General features: G+C 65.8%; 20 protein-coding genes and 2 pseudogenes. 9 read left to right on the forward strand and 13 right to left on the reverse strand.

Annotation, left to right across the window (positions count from 1 at the left end):
• Positions 1 to 9: 9 nt before the first annotated feature.
• From pcaF to IPP90_07685, 4 genes and pseudogenes are all read right to left on the reverse strand, one after another.
• A pseudogene (gene pcaF, locus IPP90_07670) lies at positions 10 to 1,216 on the reverse strand (3-oxoadipyl-CoA thiolase).
• A complete protein-coding gene (locus IPP90_07675) occupies positions 1,213 to 1,647 on the reverse strand; it encodes a hotdog fold thioesterase (protein MBL0170597.1) in 435 nt (144 codons plus the stop codon). Before IPP90_07675 ends, pcaF begins: the two are co-directional and overlap by 4 nt.
• Positions 1,640 to 2,827 (reverse strand): 3-hydroxybutyryl-CoA dehydrogenase, encoded by a 1,188-nt coding sequence (locus IPP90_07680; GenBank protein MBL0170598.1) that lies wholly within the window; start codon positions 2,825 to 2,827, stop codon positions 1,640 to 1,642. The genes IPP90_07675 and IPP90_07680 overlap by 8 nt, the downstream gene beginning before the upstream one ends.
• A complete protein-coding gene (locus IPP90_07685; protein MBL0170599.1) occupies positions 2,824 to 3,639 on the reverse strand; it encodes a 2-(1,2-epoxy-1,2-dihydrophenyl)acetyl-CoA isomerase in 816 nt (271 codons plus the stop codon). The genes IPP90_07680 and IPP90_07685 overlap by 4 nt, the downstream gene beginning before the upstream one ends.
• A 167-nt stretch (positions 3,640 to 3,806) precedes the next feature.
• Here IPP90_07685 and IPP90_07690 point away from each other — a divergent pair, with 167 nt between their 5' ends.
• The 4 genes from IPP90_07690 (at position 3,807) to IPP90_07705 (ending at position 8,056) form a co-directional block, all read left to right on the forward strand.
• The gene (locus tag IPP90_07690) at positions 3,807 to 4,121 is read left to right on the forward strand and encodes a hypothetical protein (GenBank protein MBL0170600.1); all 315 of its coding nucleotides are present in this window, start codon (positions 3,807 to 3,809) and stop codon (positions 4,119 to 4,121) included.
• Positions 4,122 to 4,197: 76 nt separating this feature from the next.
• A complete protein-coding gene (locus IPP90_07695; GenBank protein ID MBL0170601.1) occupies positions 4,198 to 6,333 on the forward strand; it encodes a pyruvate dehydrogenase in 2,136 nt (711 codons plus the stop codon).
• A 135-nt stretch (positions 6,334 to 6,468) separates the two neighbouring features.
• On the forward strand, positions 6,469 to 7,365 hold the full coding sequence (locus IPP90_07700; GenBank protein ID MBL0170602.1) for an Ig-like domain-containing protein: 897 nt from the start codon (positions 6,469 to 6,471) through the stop codon (positions 7,363 to 7,365).
• Positions 7,331 to 8,056 carry an OmpA family protein gene (locus IPP90_07705; GenBank protein ID MBL0170603.1) on the forward strand — a complete coding sequence of 242 codons (726 nt, stop codon included), beginning with the start codon at positions 7,331 to 7,333 and terminating at the stop codon, positions 8,054 to 8,056. Before IPP90_07700 ends, IPP90_07705 begins: the two co-directional genes overlap by 35 nt.
• Positions 8,057 to 8,131: 75 nt before the next feature.
• Here IPP90_07705 and paaJ read toward each other — a convergent pair whose 3' ends face one another.
• The 4 genes and pseudogenes from paaJ to paaA all read right to left on the reverse strand — a co-directional run bounded on the left by paaJ (position 8,132) and on the right by paaA (position 10,741).
• Positions 8,132 to 8,635 carry a phenylacetate-CoA oxygenase subunit PaaJ gene (gene paaJ, locus IPP90_07710; protein MBL0170604.1) on the reverse strand — a complete coding sequence of 168 codons (504 nt, stop codon included), beginning with the start codon at positions 8,633 to 8,635 and terminating at the stop codon, positions 8,132 to 8,134.
• A gap of 7 nt (positions 8,636 to 8,642) precedes the next feature.
• Positions 8,643 to 9,395 carry a phenylacetate-CoA oxygenase subunit PaaC gene (paaC, locus tag IPP90_07715; GenBank protein MBL0170605.1) on the reverse strand — a complete coding sequence of 251 codons (753 nt, stop codon included), beginning with the start codon at positions 9,393 to 9,395 and terminating at the stop codon, positions 8,643 to 8,645.
• Between the two features lie 71 nt (positions 9,396 to 9,466).
• Positions 9,467 to 9,769 carry a 1,2-phenylacetyl-CoA epoxidase subunit B gene (gene paaB / locus IPP90_07720; protein MBL0170606.1) on the reverse strand — a complete coding sequence of 101 codons (303 nt, stop codon included), beginning with the start codon at positions 9,767 to 9,769 and terminating at the stop codon, positions 9,467 to 9,469.
• Positions 9,769 to 10,741: pseudogene (paaA, locus tag IPP90_07725) on the reverse strand (1,2-phenylacetyl-CoA epoxidase subunit A). The gene paaB and the pseudogene paaA overlap by 1 nt, the downstream one beginning before the upstream one ends.
• An 83-nt stretch (positions 10,742 to 10,824) precedes the next feature.
• On the opposite strand from paaA, the gene IPP90_07730 reads away from it, so the two are divergent.
• The 4 genes from IPP90_07730 (at position 10,825) to IPP90_07745 (ending at position 14,042) form a co-directional block, all read left to right on the forward strand.
• Positions 10,825 to 11,625: an enoyl-CoA hydratase/isomerase family protein gene (locus IPP90_07730; protein MBL0170607.1), complete on the forward strand. Its 801-nt coding sequence runs from the start codon at positions 10,825 to 10,827 to the stop codon at positions 11,623 to 11,625.
• A 2-nt stretch (positions 11,626 to 11,627) separates the two neighbouring features.
• Positions 11,628 to 12,731 (forward strand): zinc ribbon domain-containing protein, encoded by a 1,104-nt coding sequence (locus tag IPP90_07735; protein ID MBL0170608.1) that lies wholly within the window; start codon positions 11,628 to 11,630, stop codon positions 12,729 to 12,731.
• Positions 12,732 to 12,826: 95 nt separating this feature from the next.
• Entirely contained in the window at positions 12,827 to 13,279 is a 453-nt protein-coding gene (locus IPP90_07740) for a cytochrome c (GenBank protein ID MBL0170609.1), read from the forward strand.
• Positions 13,280 to 13,328: 49 nt separating this feature from the next.
• Complete coding sequence (locus tag IPP90_07745) at positions 13,329 to 14,042, forward strand: alpha/beta hydrolase (protein ID MBL0170610.1); 714 nt, start codon at positions 13,329 to 13,331, stop codon at positions 14,040 to 14,042.
• Positions 14,043 to 14,102: 60 nt separating this feature from the next.
• Here IPP90_07745 and IPP90_07750 read toward each other — a convergent pair whose 3' ends face one another.
• Positions 14,103 to 15,233, reverse strand: a complete 1,131-nt coding sequence (locus IPP90_07750; GenBank protein MBL0170611.1) for a hypothetical protein — start codon at positions 15,231 to 15,233, stop codon at positions 14,103 to 14,105.
• Positions 15,234 to 15,407: 174 nt separating this feature from the next.
• On the opposite strand from IPP90_07750, the gene IPP90_07755 reads away from it, so the two are divergent.
• Positions 15,408 to 15,911 (forward strand): DinB family protein, encoded by a 504-nt coding sequence (locus tag IPP90_07755; GenBank protein MBL0170612.1) that lies wholly within the window; start codon positions 15,408 to 15,410, stop codon positions 15,909 to 15,911.
• Positions 15,912 to 15,914: 3 nt separating this feature from the next.
• On the opposite strand, the gene IPP90_07760 is transcribed toward IPP90_07755, so the two are convergent.
• From IPP90_07760 to IPP90_07775, 4 genes are all read right to left on the reverse strand, one after another.
• Positions 15,915 to 16,823 (reverse strand): hypothetical protein, encoded by a 909-nt coding sequence (locus IPP90_07760; protein MBL0170613.1) that lies wholly within the window; start codon positions 16,821 to 16,823, stop codon positions 15,915 to 15,917.
• 32 nt (positions 16,824 to 16,855) lie between these two features.
• Positions 16,856 to 17,947, reverse strand: a complete 1,092-nt coding sequence (locus IPP90_07765) for a hypothetical protein (protein ID MBL0170614.1) — start codon at positions 17,945 to 17,947, stop codon at positions 16,856 to 16,858.
• 73 nt (positions 17,948 to 18,020) lie between these two features.
• On the reverse strand, positions 18,021 to 19,646 hold the full coding sequence (locus IPP90_07770) for an Ig-like domain-containing protein (protein MBL0170615.1): 1,626 nt from the start codon (positions 19,644 to 19,646) through the stop codon (positions 18,021 to 18,023).
• A complete protein-coding gene (locus tag IPP90_07775; protein MBL0170616.1) occupies positions 19,643 to 21,919 on the reverse strand; it encodes a hypothetical protein in 2,277 nt (758 codons plus the stop codon). Before IPP90_07775 ends, IPP90_07770 begins: the two co-directional genes overlap by 4 nt.
• Between the last annotated feature and the right edge of the window lie 1,151 nt (positions 21,920 to 23,070).

Below are 23,070 nucleotides of genomic sequence, written 5' to 3' on the forward strand. Positions count from 1 at the left end.
GACGCCAACCTACGCGCGTTCCAGGATCATCGCGAACCCCTGCCCGACACCGATGCACATCGTGCACAACGCGTAGCGCGCCGAACGCCGCTGCAATTCGCGCGTGGCCGTCAGCGCCAGCCGCGCGCCGCTCATCCCCAACGGATGACCCAGCGCAATGGCGCCCCCGTTGGGATTCACCCGCGCATCATCATCGGCCACACCCAGTTCCGCGCAAACAGGCCAGTCCCTGCGCCGCGAACGCTTCGTTCAGTTCGATCACATCCATCTGATCGATGGTGAGCCCGGCGCGCGCCAGCGCCAGTCGCGTTGCCGGCACCGGCCCCATCCCCATGATGCGTGGCTCGACACCGGCCGCCGCACTGCTGACGATACGCGCCACCGGCGCGACGCCCAGGTCGCTGGCCATGCGCGCGGACGCCACCAGCAGCGCGGCCGCGCCATCGTTCAGTCCCGATGCGTTGCCGGCCGTGACCGAGCCGCCCTCGCGAAACGCCGGCTTGAGCCGCGCCAGCGTCTCCATCGTCGTATCCGGTCGGATGAACTCGTCCTCCGTGACGAACACCGGGTCGCCCTTTCGCTGCGGCACTGGCACGGGCACAATCTCCTCGACAAATCGCCCCGCCGCTCGCGACAGCGCCGCCCGGCGCTGGGACCGCACCGCGAACGCGTCCTGGTCGGCGCGTGTCACGCCATACTGCGCGGCGACATGCTCCGCGGTTTCTCCCATCGAGTCGGTGCCGAACAGTGACTTCATTTTCGGATTGACGAATCGCCAGCCCAGGCTCGAGTCGAACAACTGCATGTCGCGCGCAAACGGCGTCGCGCCCTTGGACAGCACATACGGCGCGCGCGTCATGCTCTCCACGCCACCGGCGATGAACAGGTCGCCCTCGCCGCTGCGAATGGCGCGGGCCGCACCGGCCACCGCACTCAGCCCCGACGCGCACAGCCGATTCACCGTTTCACCCGGCACCGTGTGCGGCACACCCGCCAGCAGCAGCGCCATGCGCGCCACATTGCGATTGTCCTCGCCCGCCTGGTTCGCACAGCCCAGAATCACATCGGCAATCCGCGACGCATCGAGCGTCGGATGTCGCAGCAGCAGAGACGAAATCACGTGCGCCGCCAGGTCGTCGGCACGAACGGCACTCAGCGCGCCACCGAGGTTGCCGATGGGCGTGCGCACGCCGTCGAGAATGAACGCGTCAGTCATGGAGTCGGGAGATGGGGTCGGGCCGTGCGATATCCGGTGCCGCGAAAATGGCCAACCGTCACGTCGTCCTGATTGCGCACGGTCACCACACAGAATGCCAGTCGGTTGCTGGTGCTGTCTTCGGTCGCCGTCGCCGTCAGCACATCACCGGGACGCACCGCCACGGGAAAGCTGACAAAGCAGTCAATGGCCACGCTGAGAAATCCGCCGGCGTTGATCGCAAACGCGAACGCGCTGTCGGCCAGCGAAAACACGATGCCGCCGTGTGACGTGCCGAAACCATTCACCATCTCGTCACGCACCGTCATGCGCACGACGGCGTGTCCCGTCTGCGCCTCGAGAATCTCAATCCCCAGCCACTGCGAGAACGCGTCGGTGCCCATGAGCTGATCGACCACGTCGCGGGCGGGACGAATCGGCGTGTCATCCATCCAGCAACCGTCCACCGGGCTGTCGTGCGACCATCCGGAGGCGGGGCGCCGGGCGATAGCGCGGATCGCCGAACTCGCGCTGCAGCCGTTCAAGTTCGTCCAGCACGTTGGCCGGGCCGATCTGGTCGCCCCACGACAGCAATCCGCGCGGATAGTTGACGCCTTTCGTCATCGCCGTCTCGATGTCGGCAGCGCTCGCGAGACCCATCTCCTCGGCCGACACCGCCTCGTTCACCAGCATCGCCAGCACTCGGTTGACGATGGCCTGACCAAGCGCTGAATCAGTGACCGCCTCTGGCGCCGCCGCGCCCTCGTCGTAGCGGTAGTATCCACGCCCCGACTTCTTCCCCAGCCACCCCGCTTCCACCATCCGTTGCTGTGTCACCGATGGCCGATACCGCGGGTCGTGAAACGTGTGTTCGTACACCGAGCAGGACACCGCGAAGTTCACATCGTTGCCGATCATGTCCATCAGCGCGAAAGGCCCCATGCGAAATCCACCAAGGGTCGTCAACGCCCAGTCGATCGTCGCCGCGTCGGCCATGCCCTCGTCCAGCATGCGCAACGATTCGCCGTAAAACGGACGCGCGACGCGATTGACCAGGAAGCCGGGTGTGTCTTTGGCCGTCACGGTCGTCTTCCCCCATGATCGCGCCAGGTGACCCGCCGCGTCGGTCACCGCCGGCGACGTCGAAATGGCCGGGATGATCTCCACCAGCGGCATCAATGGCGCCGGATTGAAGAAGTGCACTCCCACCACCCGTTCCGCATGGGTGCACGCGCCACCAAGCGCGGCAATCGACAGCGACGACGTGTTGCTTGCCAGCATGGCCTCCGGCGACACCACCGCTTCGAGCGCGCGCAAGAGCGCCTGTTTCGCGGCCAGTTGCTCCACGATAGCCTCGATCACGAACCCGCACGTCGACAGAGTCTGCAAACGCGCATCGTCCACGCCATCCACATAGCGAATGCGCGCCAGCACCGCATCCGCCTCGGCGCGGGTGCGACGGCCCTTTTCGACATCGCGCGCCAGAACACCCGCATGTGAGGCGCGAGCCTTGGTCAGCGCCGACGACTGGGCGTCCGCCAGCCACACATCATGTCCGTGCACCGCCGCGACCTGGGCAATGCCGGCGCCCATCGCGCCCGCGCCGACGACACCGATTGCCGGGAGTGTCATGCGCCGCGATACACGGGTTTGCGCTTCTCCAGAAACGCGCGCACGCCCTCTTCATAGTCCGCCGTTCGACCGGCCTCGTGCATCGCCTGTGCCTCAACCTCCAATTGCTCATCCAGCGAGTTGGCGAACGAGGCGTTGAGGGCTCGCTTGGTCAGCCCGAATCCGCGCGTGGCCTGCGTCGCCAGCGTGTGCGCCATCGTATAGGCCGCCTCCATCAACACCGCGTGCGGCACCACGTCCCAGATCAGTCCCCACTCTTTCGCTTTCGCCGCCGGGACTTTCTCCGCCAGGAAGAACATGCCGGTGGCGCGTTGCACCCCCGCCAATCGCGGCACAAAGAACGTCCCGCTGGTATCGGGAATCAGTCCCAGCTTGGCAAAGCTCTCCACAAACACCGCATCTTCCGCGGCAATGGTTATGTCACAGGCGAATGCCAGGTTGGCGCCGGCACCGGCAGCCACGCCGTTCACGGCGCAGATCACCGGCTTCTCCAGATGCCGTATGCCCCGAATGATCGGGTTGTAGCTCGTCTTCACGAACTCGCCGATATCCGGCATTGGTCCGTCACCCTGGGGCAATGCTTCTGCCAGATCCTGCCCCGCACAGAATCCACGGCCGGCGCCCGTAATCAACACGGCGCGAACCAGCGGATCATTCGCGGCATGATGCAACGCGTTTTGCAGCGCCTGCGCCATCGCCCGGGTGAAACTGTTCAGGACGTCGGGACGATTGAGCGTGAGGGTCAGCACCCCGTCACGCTGGGTCACCAGCAAGGTTGGCTCGCGCGGGATACCGCTCGCATGATCACTCATGCCGGGGAAGTTAGCGGGCAAATCGCCCTCCGGCGCCCTCTCGCGCGGAGTCGGGTTGAGTTGTATGGTAGACGTGTTATCCCGCCCAATAGCCGCTCGAGCCCCTGTTCCCACCCCTTGGCTCGACGCTGCCGCGACATGTCCCACCCGACCTGAGGAGTGGCCGCATGGAATCGACGATCGTGAACTGGCTCACTGGTATCGGCAACACGGCATTCGCGTGGTCGCTGGGGATTTTTCTGGTGGTGAACGGTGTCGCCGCGCTGGCGTTCATCCTGCGCCGAGACCGTGCACTGGTCAACCGGTGGACCGGACGCGTGCTCGCCCTTGACCTCCTGCTGCTGGGGACCGGCGTCGGCGTACCGCTCATGACCACGATGGCGCGGATGACGGTGTCGGTCGTCTCGGCGTCCTTTGGGGCGTCCGGAATCGGGGTGGCCTCGGTAGACGGGGCGGTGCAGCTGGAGCCGACCGGGAAGTGACCGCCTGACGGCTGGGGCGGTCCATGGGGACGGTTGTCCAGTTCCCTCCCCCATCTCGCCCGGCGAGATTACCGCCATGTCGTCCTCCCCCACCCGCGCGCCTGCATCCCCGAAGCGCGCCGCAGCCCCCGCCCCGCGCCCGGGCTTCGACTGGCGTCGCATCGCCTACCATACCCTGGCATCGCGCGCCCTCGACGACGTCGAGGAAACCACGAACAGGAATCGCGCCTCGGTCCCCAAAGATCACGTGGTCCTGTATCAGTTTTCCGCGCGCGGACATGACATGGCCCAAACCATTCTGGGCTCGCTGCTCACCGGCGCGCGCGATGGAGCCGGGGCCTACTACCGGTCGCGACCGTTCCTGCTCGCACTCGGACTTCCGCTGGATGATGCCCTGGGATCCCCGCTGGGCCGCGCCGGCGGATTCAGCGATGGACGCGATATCGGCGTCGTCTGTAATCTGCCGAATCGCGACGGGCCGGTGGTGCTGCCCATGTCCGGTGACGTGGGCTCGCAGTACACGCCGGCCGCCGGGTGGGCGCAAGCCATCACCTATCATCGCGACACGCTGCACGACCCGCGCTACGAGGGGTGCATCAGCGTCGCACTCGGGGGCGACGGATCGGTCGCCACCAATGGGTTCTGGGCGTCACTGACCATGGCGACCACGCTGCAATTGCCGATGCTCTTCTACATCGAGGACAACCACCTCGGCATCTCGGTGAGTGGCGACATGCAGACCCCGGGCGCCGACATTGCCCGCAACCTCGCGTCGTTCACCAACCTGTTCATCCGCAACGGCGACGGGTGTGATCCGCATGATGCCGCCGGCAAACTGGGCGAGGCGGTGGCGCACGTGCGCGCCGGAAAGGGACCCGCACTGGTCCGTTTGACGGTACCGCGATTGTCGAGTCACTCCGGGCCCGACAATCAGAAGGGCTATCGCACGGACGACGACATCGCCGCCGACGCGGCGCGTGATCCACTGCCGCGACTGCGGGAGTATCTCGTCCCGTCCTTCATGTCGGCATCCGACTGGACGGCGCTGGAAGCAGAGGTCGCGCGTGATGTCGACGTGGCACTGCAGTCCGCGCGTTCGCGACCCGTGCCGGATGCATCGCGCATCGCACAGTATGTATACGAGGACAGCTCCGCCAACGGTCCGGAAGCGCTGGGCGGACTTTCGCGCGCCGAACGTGCCACGCTTGGCGGAACCAATGTGGCGCGCGATGACGGCGACATGTTGCGTTTCGCCGAGGCCATTCGCCGCACGCTGCGACACGAGCTCGCAATCAATCCCAAGACGGTGGTGTTTGGCGAGGACGTGGGCCGTAAGGGCGGTGTGCATCTCGTCACGGAAGGATTGCAGAAACAGTTCGGCGTGGATCGCGTCTTCGACACCAGCTTGTCGGAAGAGGCCATTGTGGGGCGGGCGGTGGCCATGGCTATCAGCGGGCTGATGCCGGTGGCCGAAATTCAGTTTCGCAAATACGCCGACCCCGCGACCGAGCAACTGAACAACTGTGGCACCATGCGCTGGCGCACCGCCAATCGGTTTGCCGCGCCGATTGTGGTGCGCATGCCCGGAGGATTCGGCAAGGACGTCGGCGATCCGTGGCACAGCCTGAGCGACGAAGTGCGTTTCGCGCATGCGTATGGTTGGCAGGTGGCCATCCCCTCCAACGCCGCCGACGCCGTGGGGTTATTGCGAGCCGCCATGCGCGGCGCAAACCCCACCATCTTTTTTGAACATCGGTCGCTGCTCATGACTGGCGACGGCAGCGCGCGCTACCCCGGTGACGACTACGTGCTGCCCTTTGGTCAGGCGCGCGTCGTACGCCCGGGATCGGCCATCACGGTGGTCTCCTGGGGGGCCATGGTCCATCGCTGCGCCAAAGCGGCCGAGTCGTTCAGCGACCAAGTGGAACTGATCGACCTGCGCACCATCGCGCCGTGGGATCGGGACACCGTGCTGGCGTCGGTGCGCAAGACACATCGGTGCCTGATCGTGCACGAAGACAACCTCACTGCTGGCTTCGGCGCCGAGATCGCTGGCGTGCTGGCCAGTGACGCCTTCTGGGATCTCGATGCCCCGGTTGAGCGATTGGCGCCGCGCGACATTCCCATGCCGTACCACCCGCAGCTGCTTGAAGCCGTCCTGCCGGATGTCGGGCAGATTGTGAATGCCGTGACGGGACTCCTCGCCGTGTAACAGGCGGCCCCTCGAACGCGCGCCTGGTCCCCACTTTGTCCGGAATTGGTTTACTTTGTTGGTTGACCGCCAATGAAAGTCGCGGTCCGGCGGGCACAGATCAGCTCGCTAATGTCTCTCCTTCACGAGGTTTTCATGAAGAAACAACTCGTCGGACTAACACTGCTCGCCGCCGCGCTTACGGTGTCGGCAGCGCAGGCTCAAGGTCCCATCTCGAAAGTCGAGGTTGGTGCCTTCGGCCATTATACGAAGCTGGACGACAAGCTCAAGATGGATAACCCCATCGGCATCGGTGGCATGCTCGGCATCAGCGTGTATCGGTGGCTGGGTGTGGAAGCCAATGCGCAGTACGGCCCCACCAAGGCCAATCGCACGCCCAACGAAGACATCAAGTACAGCCCGTATCGTGGACTCGTCACCCTGACCATTCCGGTTGCCTCCAAGGCCGCGCTGGTGCTCGGTGGTGGTTACGTGAACTCCGTCTACAAGGGACGTAGCACGGCCAACGAGTACGAGGATGGTGTCTCGGCGCTCGTGGGCCTCAAGGTGTGCGGCAGCGGACGCTGGGGCGCGCGCGTTGACGGCATCGGCGATTTCAATCCGTCGCCGAACGAACAGGAGCTCACCGGCACGTCCAAGAATCTCGGCGTTCGCGCCGGTGTGACGTACGCGTTGCGCGGTGCGTGTGCGGCCGAGTCGGAGAAGTTCGACTGGTCGCTGGCCATTGCGCCGGCCACCGCCACGGTGGCGCGCGGTGCAAGCCGTCAGTTCGCGCTCAGCGCGGCGGACATGAAGCAGCGTCCGATCGAAACCCGCAAGGTGAACAACCTGGTCTGCACGTCCAGCGACGCGAGCGTCGCCACGGTGGACAACACGGGCAACGTGAAGGCCGTCAAGGCCGGCACGGCGACCATCACCTGCAAAGGTCTGGTGAAGAAGCTTGAGCGCAGCACGTCGGCCTCAGTCACCGTACCGCCACCAGCGTGGACGTTTTGCATTGACGCCGCCGGCGCAGACGAAGAACGTAGGTGAGACGGCCACGTATACCACCACCGCGACCGATGCGGACGGTGTGAACCTGGGCGCCGCCACCAGCTGGGCATCGTCGAACCCGGGCGTGGCCTCGGTCAGCAACGGCACCGTGAGCTGCGTCAGCGGTGGCACCTCCACCATCACCGCCACCAAGACCGCGTACGGCAGCAGCAAGAGCGCCACGGCCACGATCACCCGCATCGCGCCGCCGCCACCGCCCACGGCCATGGTCCGTCTCGACAGCACGCATTTCAATTTCGACAAGGCCACGGTGTTGCCGGCCGGCGACGCGCTGTTGCAGACCGTTGTCGACGCGATGAAGCGCGACGCGAGCATCCGCGTGTCCGTGGAAGGTCACACGGATTGGTACGGCGACGAGAGCTACAACAACAAGCTCGCCACCAGCCGCGCCACTGCGGTCATGGCGAAGCTCAAGAAGCTGGCCGGCAAGGATGTTGCCGCCGACCGCTTCTCGATGGCTGGCTTCGGCGAACAGTGCATCATCGTCCGCGATGGTGATCCCGATCCGAATCCGCCGCGTCCGCGTGTCTCCGCGGCCAACAAGGCCAAGCAGGCGCCGAACCGCCGCGTGGAAATCTGGCAGTTGCTGGCCAACGAGTCTGGTTCGCCCAGCTCGTGCCGTGCGGATTCGCAGCGCAACGGCCGCGTGCCGTTCGCCTCGATGAAGTAAGCAGTCGCTGGTTGCCGGAACGGAACGGCCCCGCATGCGAAAGCATGCGGGGCCGTTGTGTATTGGGGGACGCGCTCAGAACGCCTTGAACTCGTCGAACGGCTGCTTGCAGCTCTTGCACACGTGAATGGCCTTGCACGCCGTGCTGCCGAACTCGCTCTGCAAGCGCGTGTCGGCACTACCGCAAAACGGGCACACCACCGGCACGCGGGCGCGCGTCAGCGTGATCAATCCCTGGGGTTCCGCGCGTCCGGGCGGGGCAATGCCGTACGCGCGGAGTTTCTCGCGCGCCCCGGGGCCAATCCAGTCGGTCGTCCACGCGGGTGCGAACACCGTATCGACAATCACCTCGCGCACACCGTGAGCGACCAGCGCGCTCCGGATGTCGTCCTCGATTTCGCGCATCGCCGGACAGCCGGAGTAGGTGGGCGTCACCGTCACGCGCACCACGTCCCCGTCCACCACCGCGTCGCGCACAATACCCAGTTCCACGACGCTGATCACCGGCACCTCGGGGTCCTTCACCTCATCGAGGATCGCGTACACCGCGTCTCGGGAGAGCGGCGCGGCCATCGCCATCAGTCGGCTACCACGTGGCACCCGGATGTGATCGTGCCACAATCTGCATCTCCGCCAGCATGTGGCCGAGATGTTCCGTGTGTCGGCCACGGCGACCGCCGCGACGCATGGCACCGTCGGCGGGCACGACCAGCGTGGCCCGCTGCATCACGTCGGCCACCATGGTGCGCCACCGGGCGCGTATGGCGTCGAGATCCACCGCGATGCCCTGCGCCGCGAGTGCCGCATCCACGGCGTCAGACTCAAACAGTTCGCCGGTGTAACGCCACAACTCGTCCAGCGCCTGTTGCGCGCGCGCGTGGCTCTCGTCGGTGCCGTCACCAAGTCGAACCACCCACTCGCTGCTGTGCCGCACGTGATACTTGTCTTCCTTGAGGCTCTTGGCGGCGAGTGCCGCGACGCGTTCGTCCTTGGCACTCGACAGCGCGTCCCACAGCAGCACGCTGTACGCGTCGAACAGGAACTGCCGCATCATCGTGAAGCCGAAGTCGCCGTTGGGCAGTTCGACCAGCAGGCAATTGCGGAACTCCACGCCTTCACGGAAGTACGCCAGCGCGTCGTCGCTGCGCCCCTTCCCTTCAATGGCGCCGGCCAAGCCGAGCAAGCCGCTCGCGTGTCCGATGAGATCGAGCGCGATGTTCGACAGCGCGATGTCTTCTTCGAGAATCGGGCCGTGTCCGCACCACTCCGACATGCGATGCCCCAACACGAGTCGATCATCAGCCAGACGCAGTACGTACTCGAACAGCGGATTCTCGATCGTTGGCGTGCGCGCGCCGGCAACGTTGGCGGTGGACGTTGGTCGTGCCAACGGCGTATCGATGTCGTCGCTCAAAAGACGCGCACCCCGCGCGGCACCTTGTAGAACTGCGGATGACGATACGCCTTGTCGTTGCCCGGATCGAAGAACGGTCCGTTGTCACTGGGCGCTGACGCCACAATCGCCGTCGACGGCACCACCCACAAGTTCACCGCCTCACCGCGGCGCGTGTATACATCGCGCGCATTCTGCAGCGCCAACTCGGCGTCGGCCGCGTGCACACTGCCCGCATGTTCAAACGGTTCGCCGTGCGCGCCCTGCGTAAACACTTCCCACAGCGGCCACGAGTTATCGGTTTTCGTCGCGTCTGCCATTACGCCGCCACCGTAGAAGATTTCGCCTGTTGTTTTTCGGCGTACGCGTTCGCGGCCGCGCGAACCCACGCGCCGTCGTCGTGCGCCTTGTTGCGCGCTTCCAGTCGTTCGCGATTGCACGGCCCGTTGCCGGCGACCACATCGAAGAACTCGGTCCAGTCGATCTCGCCGAACTTCCAGTCGCCGCTCGCTTCGTCGTACACGAGATCCGGATCGGGCAACGTGAGCCCAATCGCCTGCGCCTGCGGCACAGTAAGATTCACAAACCGCTGACGCAGTTCGTCGTTGGTTTTGCGCTTCACGCGCCAGCGCATCAGCTCCTCCGAGTTGGGCGAGCTGCCGTCACTGGGACCGAACATCATGAAGGCCGGCCACCAGAAGCGATTCACCGCGTCCTGCACCATGGCCTTCTGCGCCGGCGTGCCGTTGGCCAGCGTGGCGCAAATCTCGTAACCCTGACGCTTGTGGAAGTTCTCTTCCTTGCAGATGCGAATCATCGCGCGGGCATACGGCCCATACGACGCCTTCGCGAGCACCGTCTGGTTCACGATCGCCGCGCCGTCCACCAGCCAGCCGATCACGCCCATGTCGGCCCACGACAGCGTCGGGTAGTTGAAGATGCTGGAGTATTTCGCGCGGCCGTCGTGCAGCTGCTCGACCAGCTCATGGCGATCGACGCCCAGCGTTTCGGTGCCGCAGTAGATGTACAGCCCGTGACCGCCTTCGTCCTGCACCTTGGCGATGAGGGACATCTTGCGCCGGAGGCTGGGCGCCCGTGTGATCCAGTTGCCTTCCGGGCAGCATGCCGACGATCTCGGAATGCGCGTGCTGCGACATCATGCGGGTGAGCTGCTTGCGATAGCGGGCGGGCATCCAGTCCTTGGGCTCGATACTTTCGCCAGCGGCGATGCGAGCCTCGAAGGCGGCAACCAACGCCGGGTCTTCCGCGGGGACGGCCGGTTTCTGTTCCATGCACAGCAATCTACTGGCTCCGGTTGGCAGCGGACAATTGCATCGGGGAGGGTGGACGGCGTCCGGACGCTGTAATTTTCCGTATGTCTTCCTCCGAAATCCCCCTCGTCACGCCGGCCGTGGTCACCGCCGGCGGTGGCACCGTCCAGACCCACGTCGCCGATGGCATCGGGCGCATCGCCTTCCATCATCCCAAGGGCAATTCGCTCCCTGGGGCGCTGCTGCGGGAACTGGCCGATACCGTCACCCGGGTCAGCGCCGATCCGGCGGTTCGTGTCCTCCTCCTGTCCAGCGGCGGCACGGGCCCGTTCTGCGCCGGCGCATCATTTGACGAACTCGTCGCCATTTCGACGGTGACGCAAGGCCAGGAGTTCTTCAGCGGATTCTCGCGCGTGATCCTGGCCGTGATCCGCAGCCCCAAATTCGTGCTCACGCGCGTGCAGGGGCGCGCCGCGGGCGGGGCCGTCGGGCTGGTGGCCGCATCCGACCTCTCCTTCGCGGTGGCGTCGGCCTCGGCCAAGTTGAGCGAGCTGGCTATCGGCATCGGTCCATTTGTCGTTGGACCGGTCATCGAGCGGAAAATCGGACTCTCGGCCTTCAGCGCGATGGCGGTTGATGCCGACTGGCGTGACGCGGTGTGGGGCGAGCGTCACGGATTGTACTCCCGCCTCTTTGACGATGCCGGCGCGATGGACGCGGCGCTCGAACTGGAGCTTCGCAAGCTGGCCGCGTGCAATCCCGACGCGATGACACAGCTCAAGCGGGTCTTCTGGGCCGGTACCGAGTCGTGGGATACACTGCTCGCCGAACGCGCGACGATGAGCGGAACGATGGTCCTCTCGGAGTTCACGCGACACGCGATCGCCAGTTTCAAGGGGCGCTGATCATGTTCCGAAGTTTCCGTGTGCCGGAGCGACTGTTTGCCTTTGCGATGTGGGCCATTTCGCTCGTGTTCGCCGGATTCCTCATCGGGTTGGGCGGCAAGCTGGTAGGTGATCTTCCCGGCGTCGATCAACAGGTGTCGATCGAGGAGTTCGTGGATCCGGCGCAACGCGCCGTGCTGCGCACGACTGCGGATTCGCTGACCAGGGCGCAACGGGTGTCGCAGGATGCGAAGGAGCGCGCCGATCAGCAGCTGACCATGGCGCGCAACGCCTACACATCGCAGCGCGAGGCGTTCGACAACTGGATCGCCACGCGCAAGGCCACCACCGATCCGGCGCAGGATCCCGAGGTGCTGGCACGCACGCGTGCCCTCGACGGACTCAAGTCCAGTGAACGACGTGCCGAGGAGCAGGTGGAGCAGCTCGACGCCACGTTGCTGGCGGTCTCTCAGGCCGGCGAAGTGAATCGCGAGGCCATCAGCGCGCTGTCGGTCGCGGCCGACGACCGATATCAGCGCGCCCGATTCGTGCAGGAGTTGCGGGTCTTCGGCATACGCCTGGCGCTCACCTTGCCACTGCTGATCGTCGCCGGCTGGCTTGTCGCCCGCAAACGCAAGAGCGAGTACTGGCCGTTGGCACGGGGATTCGTGCTCTTCGCCGTGTTCGCGTTCTTTGTCGAACTCGTGCCCTACCTGCCCAGTTATGGCGGGTACGTGCGATACGGCGTCGGCATCATCGCCAGCGCCATCGCCGGCATCTACGTGATTCGCGCCATGCGTCGCTATCTCGCCCAGCGACAGCAGGTCGAACAGCAGAGTGAGACCGAGCGTCGTCAATCACTGGCCTACGAGGATGCCGTCAAGCGCATTGGAGGTGGCGTGTGTCCGGGTTGTGAACGGGCGATCGTAGGCGGCATGCAGAACCCTTCCAACTTCTGCGTGCATTGCGGTCTGCGCTTGTTCGATGAGTGCGGACGCTGTGCGACACGGAAGAATGCGTTCTTTCCGTACTGCCCAACGTGCGGGGCTGCGGCGACTGGGCTGGACGGGAGACGGGGGACGGGAGACGGGAAACCGGCACCAACGACGGCGGGCACCGATCCGTAGATTCGTAGGTCTCTCGACAGCACCCCTGTCAGACGCGATACTGGTCGGGTGTTGGCTCGGCCCTGCCTGATCTCCCCCCCCATTCCCCTACCTCCATGCACACTCCGCTTCGCCTCTCCCTCGCGCTCTGCTCCGCCGCAGTCATGCTCGCTGCATGCGGCGGCTCATCCGCCAAGTCAGGCTCACAATCCCCGTCGCCAGCCGGCGGCGGTGCGGCCAACAAGGTCCCGGCCAAGCCGGCCGCTGTGACGCCCGCCAACATCGCCATGGGTGATTCGATCTTCAACAACGGCAGTTGCCAGCGTTGCCACGGCAAGGGCGGAATCGGCGCCCCCAACGGACCGACGCTCGACGGCAAGAAGTGGCTGCAACTCACCACCGGCAGCTTCGACGAGATCGTCGGCATCATCACCACCGGCGTCCCGGCGGAGAAGATCAAGGACCCCACGCACAAGAACCCGATGCGCGCACGTGGCGGCCCGATGAACCTGACCGATCCGCAGGTCCAGGCACTGGCGGCGTATGTGTATACGTTGACGCATAAGTGAACGCTTAGTACCGAGTACCGAGTACCAAGTACCAAGTACCAAGGACTCAATGCCCACCGTTCTCGTCGCGCATGGCGCCCTTGGCAGCGCCGCTCAGATGCAGCCCGTCGTCGATGCGTTGCGCGCATTCGGCGGCGGGCGCATTCGTGTGGAGGCGTTCGAGTTCCCTGGCCATGGCGTCACGCCGCTTGGTGATGTCGACCTGTTTCAACTGACGCACTTTGTTGACGCCATGGCGCACGCGGTCAGCGCGCTGGGCACACCGAAGCCCCTGCTCTTCGGCTACTCGATGGGCGGCTACGCTGGACTGGCGCTGGAGGCACGTGCGCCAGGCACATTTAGCGGGATCGTCACGCTTGGCACGAAGTTCGAGTGGACACCGGAGAGCGCCGAGCGGGAGGCGCTGCGCCTGGATCCGGTGATGATCTCCACGAAGGTGCCGAAGTTCGCCGCCCTATTGAACGAACGCCACGCGCTCGTGGGCGGATGGGAGTCGGTGGTATGTCGCACGGCGGCCCTGCTGCGCGTCAATGGCGGTTCCCCGTTGCTGACCGTTGAGGTAATGGAACGTATCGCCGTTCCGGTGTGCGTTGCCGTCGGCACCAAGGACGACACCGTGAGTGTGGCGGAGTCGCGGGCTGCCGCCGACGTCATGTTGAATGGGCGATGGTTCACACTGGACGACGTGCCGCACCCTATTGAGCGCGTGCCCGTGTCGCACATCATCGAACTCGTCTGGACGCTGCTCGACACCGAGGCATAGGGATGTCGCGACACACTCCACTGCAATGCATTCAAGACATTCAGCCGCTTCCCGGCCGGACTATCGCCGGGTGAGTCGGTACAGCCGAACCTCGGGGACGGCCTCGTTGGGATCGACATAGCGTCCAAGCACGTAGTCGCGACCGGCTTCGTAGAGCTCGAACGCCGTCGGCAACGCAATCGTCGCCAGCATTGTTCCGGTGGGCGCGAACACGGTCCATCGCACGGTGGCTGACGACGCGCGCGGATAGTCCTGCACCCAGAGGTTGTCGTCGGCATCGACAATCAACTCGCGCGTCGCTGGGAGATTCTTCGGCAACGGCATCGACGCGTAGTCACTCTCGACGCGACTCCGTGCGCGTTCCCCAAGCGCGGCAATCTCCGCCTCGCGCGCGGCGACAAGGTCGGCGGCGGTCGCTGCAATGCGGGGACGCCGAACCGCCAGCGAACGCAGCGCCTTCCCCTGGAGATCGAAGACCAGAACCTCGAAGCTGTCGGCCAGAGCCACATAGGCCCTGGCAGAGCCAATCGCCACGCGTGGTTCGCGCCCCAACGGGTAGGGTCGAGGGCCAAAGCGCTCCGATCCGGGAAACTCGCCCAAGAGTATGGGTGGCGTGGTATCTGCGCTCGCGATCAAATATGGATACAGTGGACGGTGGAGTCCCCCGTGCATCGTCGGCTTGGTCTCCCATCCCATGACCACCAACTGCAGTCGCGCATTGCAGCCCACCCGATAGATGGGAGCCTTGATGCGAAACGCCCGCACGAACTGGCCACCCGTGCTGAAGACAGAGAGCTGCGAGCCGACAATGTCGTTCGCCACCAACGAGTCCCCGCAACGAAGCAGCGGCGCGAGGTACGAGACCTCACCCGGGCCTTTCCCTTTGCGCCCGAACTGCTTCACTGGCAGTCCACTCGGCGAATACTCGCGAAGCGCCCAGTCGCCAAGGTCGCCAACCACTACATGGCCATTGGGCAATCGAGTGGCACCAGCCGGAGCCGTGAAGATGTCCGCGTCGGAGTTGCCAACGCCAAGCCGCAACATTGGTGATGGCTGAATTCGCCAGGTCGCACCCTGTGCAGTTGCCACGGCTGGCGACAACTGCAGTGCGGTGACGACGATCAGAGCCGCGCCGACCGTACCCCGCGCCAGCAACGAACCGTGGGATCGTGACCCGCGTGCATGAGCCACTCGCATCTCCGTCGTAAGACATGATCACGCTGCATGCTTCTTCCGCCCTGACGGTGCGTCTCCTGCCCCTCTGCGCGCCATCACCATCACATGAATTCCGCATTAGAATTCCATGACGAGGCGCGAGCCCCCTGAAGCGTGCGCCACCGCGATTCACCTCTCACCGACGGCCTCATGTATTCCAGTCCCAGTGAATTCGCCCGCGATTGGCATTTCGAGTCTCAGGGCACGCAGAAGGTGCTCGACCGCCTCACCGATGCGTCACTCGCGCAGGAAGTGTATCCGGGTGGACGCTCCATCGGTCGACTGGCCTGGCACATCGCGCAAACCATTCCCGAAATGATGTCGCGGACCGGATTGCGCATCAGCGGCGTGGGCGAACATGAGCCGGTGCCGTCCAGCGCCGCCGCCATTGCGAAGGGATATCACGCGGCGTCCGCGTCATTGCTGGAACAGATCGCCGCGCATTGGACCAACGCGACGTTGACCGAATCCGACGACATGTACGGCGAGCAATGGACTCGCGCCGAGACGCTGTCCGCGTTGTTGCGCCATCAGACGCATCATCGCGGGCAGTTGACGGTACTCATGCGGCAGGCCGGTCTCACCGTGCCCGGCATCTATGGTCCCACCAAGGAAGACTGGGCACAGATGGGCATGGAGCCACCACCCGTGTGACGCCTATGGCAGTCCCTTCTCAAACGAGCCGCTGATGGTGATTGGCGGCTCATTGGGATTGATCACCGACGGCTGCAAGGTGGCCGTGAAGGTGCCCTTGATGCGTGTGCTGGTGACACTCGTGATCACCACCGTGCCCGCACTGGTGGCATTGGTGCCGCCCCACACCTTTGACGGCGCGCTGCTGGTCACCTGAATGGTTCGCGACGCGCCGGTGCCTAACGCATAGGTCGCCGTCCCGGTGTATCCCGAGATGATGAAGTTGACTGTATACGCCGTGTTGCTCCCGGCGATGGTCAGCGTGCCTGACGACGGCGCGGTCACCGAGACGACGGTGGCCGCGTTGAACGGGTTGCCGGCAATCGTTCCGGTCACCTTGTTCGACGCGCCATCGGGCACCACCAACGTCGCGGCGCCATTCACTGGCACGTCGAATTCACCATTGGTCACCACGCGCGTCGTGGTGACGGCCTGTCCCAACTGCGGCGTGGCACTGTAGCTGAACGTCCCCGCAATGCGCGTCGCCGATACCGCGCTGATAGTGACCGTGCCAGCCGCGCCGGTCAGCGGCGTCGACCACGTGGACGGACTCGCCGTGATGGTGGCGATGCCACCAGCCACCGTCCCGGTGACGCCAAGCGGATATGTGCCGGGGACACCGATGGAGTAAAACGTCAGCGACATGCTGGTCACGCTTGCGCCAACCTGCGAGCCCACAATCGTGAAGATGCCGCCCGCCGCCGACACCGCTGACGACGTGGTGCTGGCCCAATTGACACCGTCGATGCTGGCCTTGAATGCACTGCCCACGGTGCCGGGACCGGTGGATCCCCCGCCACCGCAACCGCTGAGGAGCACGACAACGAACGCAGATGGCGCGCAAACTGTGGAGAGACGACGACGCATTGGCATCAGAAGGCTCGCGAAGGGTGATTCGGGAACAGTCAGAAGTGACCACGGATTTGCACGCCCGTCCGCCCATTCCCGTCAATGAGCGGCGCAATGGAAAAGTCTGCACCGCTCTTCGCTGGCGCGCCACTTCCCCCGCGCCGCGTTACAATCGACGCCCCTTTCTGCGAACGACTGGCGAACAGGGCCGCTTCGATTGCCCCGGCCAGCGTCAAACCAACGGCCGCCGCGATCGCCGGCGCGAAGTAGGGACGATCGGTGGTCGACTGCGTGTACGGCGCAGGGGCGCCGTTCGGGTCCACATAGGGGATTTGCTTCACCGTCGTGGTTTGCGCGAGGGCAAACCCCGCTGAACTGGCGACCGCCACCAACAACACCACGCCGCGCACGGGGCGGCCAGTATAGAACTGCCCAAATCCCGGCACGATGCCGCGGGTGAACGCCATGGCGGGACCAAAGACCGGTCGGCGCAAGGTCTCGATCGCGCGACCCACCTCGACGCGATCGTCGACCGTGGGCGCTGCGGCGCGATACTGCTCAAGGTCCTTCAAGGCCTCGAGTCGCTTGCCAGTGGCGGCCACAGCAAGTCCGCGATTGAAGTACCCCTCGGCGGCGGTCGGCGCGTTGCGCACGACATCGTCAAACGCGCGCACGGATGCATCGTATCGTCCGTCATCGAACAGGGCGAGTCCAAGTCGGAACGCCACCTGCACGTCCTGCGCCCGCTGCTGGGCGGGACGCGGAACCAGTTGGGTCAAACGCGAGCGCACATCGGCCGCCTCTCGGCCACCCGGCGACAACGTCAGATAGCGGCAATACTCGGCCACTGCCTTGACCGTGTCCGTGAGCTCTTCGTGCGCGCGCGCCAGATCGTACGCCACGCGCTCGTCACCTGGGTTCAGCACGGCAGCACGGGCAAACGCATCACGCGCCGCCGTCTGGTCGCCGATCAGTGCCGCTTCTTGTCCCGCCGCCGCCAATCGGCGCGCCTCCGCGTTGTCGCGGCGAGCCACCGCGACTTGCCCGGGCGGGACGATGTCACACCCCGGGGCCGCGCCAGTGGTGAGTGTCCGTTTTGGCGTGAGTGCCTGTGCCGACAAGGACGACGACGCGCCCCCGAGGAGCACGATCCACCCAATGAGCATCGCACACGACATGTGGCGCGCGGCGTGCCAACAAGCGCGCCGGATGGTGAGCGGCTTAGCGAACGGTGATGAGCGTAGACGCACTGACTCCCTCCGATGTGGCGGTAATGCGAACCGTACCAACCTTGAATCCGACCACGAGTCCCGTGCTCGACACAAATGCGATACTCTCATCGGCTGAAGTCCAGATGATCAGTCGACCGGTCAACGCCGTGGCGCTGCCGTCGCGTGGCGTGGCGGTGAGTTGCACCGAGCCAAGCACCGCAATCGACGGATCCAACGGCGACAGCGATATCGACACGATGGCGGGCAGACTCACCGTGACCGTAGACGTGGACGTCACGCCGTCAATAATGGCGACCACGATGGCGGTCCCCGGAGCGAGCGCTGTCACCAGTCCGTTCGCACTGACACTGGCGATGTTCGGCGCGCCACTCGTCCAGGTGACGGAGCGGCCAGAGAGCACCGAACCGCCCGCCGAACGGGCGACCGCCGTCAACTGTTGTGTCGCACCGATCAACAGTGCGGCCGACGCCGGCGTGATCTGTACCGATGCGACCGGTACGGGAATCACCACGATCGTCGCCGATCCCGTCTTGCCTTCACTGGTTGCCGTGATGCGTGCCGTTCCAGGAGCGAGTGCCGACACCACTCCCGACGCATTCACGCTGGCCACGGCGGGAGCATCGCTCACAAAGGCCACCGGGCGTCCGGTCAGCAGGTTGCCTTGCGCGTCGGTGATTTGCGTGGCCAACAGCTGTGTACTGCCCACGATGATCGTGCTGGAACTGGGCGTGAGAATGACGGTACTGGCCAGACGCGCCAACACAACGACCGTGGCCGTTCCCACGCGTCCTTCACTCGACGCGGAGATCGTGGTCGTTCCCGGCGACAAACCGGTGACGACACCGATCGACGAGACGGACGCGACATTGACGTTGCTCGAACTCCAGACCAGCGCGCGCCCGGTCAACACCACATTGGCCGCATCGCGCAACACGGCCGTGTGCGCCGCCTCCGTACCGATACCTAGTGTATCCACCGATGGAGACACCGTCACGGTCTGCACGGGAGCCACGGTGACCGTGACCGCCGCCTGCCCGGTGCGACCTTCACTGGTAGCCGAAATGGTTGCAGCGCCGGGCGAGACCCCGGTGACGCTGCCCTGCGCGTTGACGATAGCCACCGCGAGATTGCTGCTGGCCCATACAATGGCCCTGCCGGTCAGTGTCGCACCCTCGGCGTCGAGTGTCTGCGCCACCAGTGGCGTGGACACGCCGACCCGCATGGAAACCGTTCCCGGCGTGACTACCACGGACGCGACCACGCGCGCGGTAACGGTGATTCGAGCGATCGCGCTTTTGCCAAGCACACTCGCGGCGATCACACTCTCCCCGGGAGCGAGTGCCGTGACGACACCCGTCGTGGACACTGTGGCAATGCTCTTGTTGCTGCTCGACCAGGCTATCGTGCGCGCGTCGACGGTGCCACCCGCCGCATTCAGCGGTCGCGCGACCAGCGTAACCGTGGAGCCGGCCCGGACACTCGCCGTGGGTGGCGTGAGTTCAACGGAGGCGACCGGATTCACTTCGACCGTCGCCTGCGTGCACGAGGTTATGAGCACGGCACTCAGGATCGCAGACAGGACTGTTCGCGCGCGGGTGACCAGACCGTTCATCATGGCGTCACCGTCACGGTCCCAGAGATGATACTGAGCGCTGGCGTCGTGGTTTCGAGTTTCAACGTATGATCGCCATCGCCCGTGATGACCAGGTTGGTGAACGTGGCCACCCCGTTTACGGCGTTGACCGTGGTGGTGCCGGTCAGTGCGCCGGGGCCCGTCGCAATCGAAACCGTCACCGCCAGCGTGGCGCCGGCACCCGTTGTGATCACCAACCCCGCGTTGTCGCGAATCTGCACGACGGGCTGCGTTGCGAGTGGCGCGCCGGATACCGCGCCCACCGGCTGCGTTTGGATCGTCAGGGACGTCGCGACTTGTGTCACGGCAAATGACGAAGACGTCGCCTGGTTCAGTGCGCCCGACGTGAATGTCAGTGTGTGCGCGCCGAATCCGGCAATCTGCAGGTCCGTAAACGTCGCCACGCCGTTGACGGCGCTCACGGTCACGGTTCCGCTGAGCGCGCCGCTTCCACCGGCAATTGATGCCGTCACCGCCGCCGCGCTGGAGGTCAGGTTTCCACTGGCGTCGCGAATCTCGATCACCGGTTGCGTGGTGAACGCCACCCCACTCACCGCGCCCGCCGGCTGCGTGGTGATCGCCAATTGACTTGGCGCTCCGATGACGTTGACACTGCTCGACGTCACACTCAGCGCCGGCGTCGTGGTCGTGAACTGCAGCGTGTGCGCACCGCTGCCCGTCAACTGCAGTGTCGTGAAGGTCGCCACGCCGTTCACCGCCGTCGCGGTGAGCGTGCCACCCAAGGTGCCCGTGCCCGTCGCAATGGCCGCCGTGACCACCTCGGTGGAGCCCGTGCCCGTGGTCACCACCAGCCCCGCGTTGTCGCGAATTTCAATCACCGGCTGCGTCGTGAACGCCACCCCACTCACCGCGCCCGCCGGTTGCTGCGTCACCACCAGCGCCGCCGCCACCTGCGTCACCGTCACCGCGTTCGACGTCGCCGGCGTCAGCGCCCCCGACGTGAATGTCAGCGTGTGCGCGCCCGGCCCCGCGATCTTGAGATTCGTGAACGTCGCCACGCCGTTCACCGCCGTCGCCGTGAGCGTGCCGCTCAGCGCGCCCAGTCCGCTCGCCAGGGCCGCCGTTACCGTGGCCGTGCTCGTGGTAAGGGCGCCACCCGCGTCATGAATTTCGATCACCGGTTGCGTGGTGAACGCCACACCACTCACCGCACCGGTGGGTTGTGTGGTGATCGCCAATTGCGTCGCCGGTCCTGCCCCGATGGTGACGCTGCTCGACGTCACGCTCAGCGCCGGCGTCGTGGTCGTGAACTGCAGTGTGTGCGCACCGCTGCCCGTCAGTTGCAGCGTGGCAAACGTCGCCACGCCGTTCACCGCGGTCGCCGTCAGCGTGCCGCCCAGCGTGCCCGTGCCCGTCGCAATCGCCGCCGTCACCACTTCGGTCGCGCTCGCCCCGGTGGTCACCACCAGCCCCGCGTTGTCGCGAATCTCGATCACCGGCTGCGTGGTGAACGCCACCCCACTCACCGCGCCCGCCGGTTGCTGGGTCACTACCAGCGCCGCCGCCACCTGCGTCACCGTCACCGCATTCGACGTCGCGGGCGTCAAGGCTCCCGACGTGAATGTCAGCGTGTGCGCGCCCGGCCCCGCGATCTTGAGATTCGTGAACGTCGCCACGCCGTTCACCGCCGTTGCCGTAAGCGTGCCGCTCAGCGTGCCCAAGCCGCTGGCCAGGGCTGCCGTTACCGTGGCCGTACTCGTGGTGGCGCGCCACCCGCGTCGCGAATCTCGATCACCGGTTGCGTGGTGAAGGCCACCCCACTCACCGCACCCGCCGGTTGCGTCGTGATCGCCAGTTGGGTCGCCGGTCCCGCGCCGATGGTGACGCTGCTTGACGTCACACTCAGCGCCGGGGTCGTGGTCGTGAACTGCAGGTGTGTGCGCACCACTGCCCGTCAGTTGCAGCGTGGCAAACGTCGCCACGCCGTTCACCGCCGTCGCCGTCAGCGTGCCACCCAAGGTGCCCGTGCCCGTCGCAATGGCCGCCGTGACCACCTCGGTGGAGCCCGTGCCCGTGGTCACCACCAGCCCCGCGTTGTCGCGAATCTCGATCACCGGCTGCGTCGTGAACGCCACCCCACTCACCGCGCCCGCCGGTTGCTGCGTCACCACCAGCGCCGCCGCCACCTGCGTCACCGTGACCGCGTTCGATGTCGCCGGCGTCAGCGCTCCCGACGTGAATGTCAGCGTGTGCCCGCCCGCGCCCGCGATCTTGAGATTCGTAAACGTCGCCACGCCATTTACCGCATTGACTGTAAGCGTGCCGCTCAGCGCCCACACCACTGCCGCTCGCCAGCGCCACCGTGACCGCCGCGGTACTCGTGGTCAAGTTGTTGCTGGCGTCGCGAATCGCGATCACCGGTTGCGTGGTGAACGCCACCCCACTCACCGCGCCCGCCGGCTGCGTCGTGAGCGCCAGTTGCGTCGCCGGTCCTGCCCCGATGGTGACACTGCTCGACGTCACGCTCAGCGCCGGCGTCGTGGTCGTGAACTGCAGCGTGTGCGCACCGCTGCCCGTCAGTTGCAGCGTGGCAAACGTCGCCACGCCGTTCACCGCGGTCGCCGTCAGCGTGCCGCCCAGCGTGCCCGTGCCCGTCGCGATCGCCGCCGTGACCACCGCCGTCGCGCTGGCCCCGGTCGTTACCACCAACCCAGCATTGTCGCGAATCTCAATCACCGGCTGCGTCGTGAACGCCACCCCACTCACCGCGCCCGCCGGTTGCTGCGTCACCACCAGCGCGGCCGCCACCTGCGTCACCGTGACCGCGTTCGACGTGGCCGGCGTCAGCGCCCCCGACGTGAACGTCAGCGTGTGCGCGCCCGCGCCCGCGATCTTGAGATTCGTGAACGTCGCCACGCCGTTCACGGCCGTTGCCGTGAGCGTGCCGCTCAGCGTGCCCGAGCCGCTGGCCAGGGCCGCCGTCACCGTCGCCGTACTGGTGGTGAGCGCGCCACCGGCGTCATGAATCTCGATCACCGGCTGCGTGGTGAACGCGACCCCACTCACCGCGCCCGCCGGCTGTGTCGTGACGGCCAGTTGCGTCGCGGCCCCGACACTCACGGTCAGTCCTGCCGATGTGGCGGACGTCAATCCCGTTGACGTGAAAACCAACGTGTGCGATCCCGTCCCCACAATCCGCAGATTGGTAAACGTCGCCACCCCGTTCACCGCCGTCACCGTGAGCGTGCCACTCAGGGCGCCCAATCCGCTCGCCAGGGCTGCCGTCACTGTCGCTGCGCTCGAGGTCAGGTTTCCACTCGCGTCGCGAATCGCGATCACCGGTTGCGTGGTGAACGCCACCCCACTCACTGCGCCCGCCGGCTGCGTCGTGATCGCCAGTTGTGTCGCCGGTCCCGCGCCGATGGTGACACTGCTCGACGTCACG

Source organism: Gemmatimonadaceae bacterium (assembly GCA_016720905.1).
In the GTDB taxonomy this organism is placed as follows: domain Bacteria; phylum Gemmatimonadota; class Gemmatimonadetes; order Gemmatimonadales; family Gemmatimonadaceae; genus Gemmatimonas.

What these genes read in the sequence shown, in the direction of transcription:
- IPP90_07675 (MBL0170597.1), bottom strand. Translation starts at nt 1,647, where the DNA reads ATGGATGACACGCCGATTCGTCCCGCCCGCGACGTGGTCGATCAGCTC.
- IPP90_07680 (MBL0170598.1), bottom strand. Translation starts at nt 2,827, where the DNA reads ATGACACTCCCGGCAATCGGTGTCGTCGGCGCGGGCGCGATGGGCGCC.
- IPP90_07685 (MBL0170599.1), bottom strand. Translation starts at nt 3,639, where the DNA reads ATGAGTGATCATGCGAGCGGTATCCCGCGCGAGCCAACCTTGCTGGTG.
- IPP90_07690 (MBL0170600.1), top strand. Translation starts at nt 3,807, where the DNA reads ATGGAATCGACGATCGTGAACTGGCTCACTGGTATCGGCAACACGGCA.
- IPP90_07695 (MBL0170601.1), top strand. Translation starts at nt 4,198, where the DNA reads ATGTCGTCCTCCCCCACCCGCGCGCCTGCATCCCCGAAGCGCGCCGCA.
- IPP90_07700 (MBL0170602.1), top strand. Translation starts at nt 6,469, where the DNA reads ATGAAGAAACAACTCGTCGGACTAACACTGCTCGCCGCCGCGCTTACG.
- paaJ (MBL0170604.1), bottom strand. Translation starts at nt 8,635, where the DNA reads ATGGCGATGGCCGCGCCGCTCTCCCGAGACGCGGTGTACGCGATCCTC.
- paaB (MBL0170606.1), bottom strand. Translation starts at nt 9,769, where the DNA reads ATGGCAGACGCGACGAAAACCGATAACTCGTGGCCGCTGTGGGAAGTG.
- IPP90_07730 (MBL0170607.1), top strand. Translation starts at nt 10,825, where the DNA reads ATGTCTTCCTCCGAAATCCCCCTCGTCACGCCGGCCGTGGTCACCGCC.
- IPP90_07735 (MBL0170608.1), top strand. Translation starts at nt 11,628, where the DNA reads ATGTTCCGAAGTTTCCGTGTGCCGGAGCGACTGTTTGCCTTTGCGATG.
- IPP90_07740 (MBL0170609.1), top strand. Translation starts at nt 12,827, where the DNA reads ATGCACACTCCGCTTCGCCTCTCCCTCGCGCTCTGCTCCGCCGCAGTC.
- IPP90_07745 (MBL0170610.1), top strand. Translation starts at nt 13,329, where the DNA reads ATGCCCACCGTTCTCGTCGCGCATGGCGCCCTTGGCAGCGCCGCTCAG.
- IPP90_07755 (MBL0170612.1), top strand. Translation starts at nt 15,408, where the DNA reads ATGTATTCCAGTCCCAGTGAATTCGCCCGCGATTGGCATTTCGAGTCT.
- IPP90_07760 (MBL0170613.1), bottom strand. Translation starts at nt 16,823, where the DNA reads ATGCCAATGCGTCGTCGTCTCTCCACAGTTTGCGCGCCATCTGCGTTC.
- IPP90_07770 (MBL0170615.1), bottom strand. Translation starts at nt 19,646, where the DNA reads ATGATGAACGGTCTGGTCACCCGCGCGCGAACAGTCCTGTCTGCGATC.